The organism is Brevibacterium iodinum ATCC 49514 (genome assembly GCF_900169265.1).
Lineage (GTDB): Bacteria > Actinomycetota > Actinomycetes > Actinomycetales > Brevibacteriaceae > Brevibacterium > Brevibacterium iodinum.
The window spans coordinates 1-1,657 of sequence record NZ_FXYX01000054.1 but is presented as its reverse complement, the minus strand read 5'-3'; the positions used below and the strand labels follow the sequence as shown (position 1 = coordinate 1,657).

The 1,657-nt window shown below is 63.9% G+C and carries 1 protein-coding gene; it reads right to left on the bottom strand.

Annotation, left to right across the window (positions count from 1 at the left end; genetic code table 11):
* Nucleotides 1-141: 141 nt before the first annotated feature.
* The gene (locus BI49514_RS16150) at nucleotides 142-1,431 is read right to left on the bottom strand and encodes a YibE/F family protein (protein WP_167443949.1); all 1,290 of its coding nucleotides are present in this window, start codon (nucleotides 1,429-1,431) and stop codon (nucleotides 142-144) included.
* Nucleotides 1,432-1,657: the final 226 nt, after the last annotated feature.

The window sequence follows — 1,657 nt, the reverse complement described above, 5'->3', positions numbered from 1 at the left end:
GAAGACACCACCAAAAGGGGGTGGGTCACCGCCAGGTTGAGTCACGATCACGGGATGGAGAGGCCAACACCTACTCTGCCAGCCGGTCCCAGACCAGCCACTACCAAGACTCACAGCCGTCAGGTAGTTCCGGGGCGAAGTTCAGCGGTTCTGGTCGCGTTCACGGGCCTCGCGACGGGTCATCGGCGGCCGCTCCTCGGTGAGGTCCGCAGCCGTGATCGTGCCGGGCGCAGCCGCGGGTCCGGTGGGCCGCCTCGGTGGGCGTACTCCCGATTTCACCACGAGGACACCGAGTCCGGTCGTCAGCGGAATCGCGATGACCAGACCGATCGAGCACACGAGGATGCTCACCACTTCCACCGACATGTCCCCGAGTGTGAACGTGTCGAACAGCGGCTGATCGTGCGCGGAGACGATGATGAGCGTCATCAGCGCCGATCCCACATACGCGAACGTGATCGTGTAGACGGTCGAGGCGATATGGTCGCGCCCGATGCGCATCGCCCGGGAGAACAGCTGACCGGGCTTCATCTCCGGGGCAGCGGCTGCCAGCTCCCACACCGCCGAGGCCTGCGTGATCGTGACATCGTTGAGCACTCCGAGCCCGGTGATGAGGATCGCGCACACGATGATGTCGGTCATCCCCAGATCGGTCGTATCGACCAGCAGATAACCGTCCTCCGAATAGGCGATGCCCAGATTCGCCCAGGACGTCATCCACGCACCGAGGATGCCCGTGATGACGATGCCGAGCACCGTTCCGAACAGCGCCGTTGACGTCCGCGTCGAGACTCCGTGCGCCAGGTAGAGCGCGATGACCATGATCAGGCTCGCCGAGACCATCGCCACCAGCACCGGCGGTTTGCCGTCGAGCATCGCCGGCAGCATGAAGACGAACAGCACGGCACCGGCGAATCCGAGTCCGATCAGTGCGCGCAGTCCCCTCAGACCGGCGACGAGGAGGACGACGATCGCGTAGATGATCGCCAAGATGAGCATCGGGACGTTGCGGTCGAAATCGATGAACACGTAGTCGGTGCCCATCTCCGCCCGGTCCGGTGACTGCGTGAAGTCGAGGGCCTTGATCGTATCTCCGACATCGACGCCGGCCTTGACCGCGTCGGGGGTGACATAGAGGCTGCCTTCCTGCCCGTTCGCCTCCACGGTGTACGTCGTGCAGTCAGCGCGGACCATCGGGTCCGTCTCCCCAGGGTCGCAGTCCGAAGCGTCGACGGCGGTGACGGTGACCTTCGTATCGGTGGTCCCTTCGGCCGAGTTCGTCGTCGGTCCGCCACCGGGCAGATCCTTGTCAGGTCCTGACGGCCACAGCACGAAGAGTCCGGCGATCGTGACGACGATGAGCGGGATGAGGCAGGCGAGCATGATCAGCCGGACCTTCGGCGAGGCCTTCGGTTCGTGTGTGGACGTCATATGCATGGCGGTCCTTCAGAGACGGCTGACCGGGCAGCTGCGGGGCGGTCGACCAGGGCGGAATGGCGGCTGGTGCTCACCGAGGCGACCAGCCATTATCAGAACTACTGTGAGTATTGATGGTGGCTGGTCTGGGACTGGCTGGCAGAGTAGGAACTGACCGTCCCATCGATCATCATGACCCTCAGAACTACTGACTCGAACGATGTCCTCGTCGGGATCTGTC

Excerpts from the sequence above, each read along its gene's own strand:
- BI49514_RS16150 (WP_167443949.1), bottom strand. The coding sequence starts at position 1,431 with ATGACGTCCACACACGAACCGAAGGCCTCGCCGAAGGTCCGGCTGATC.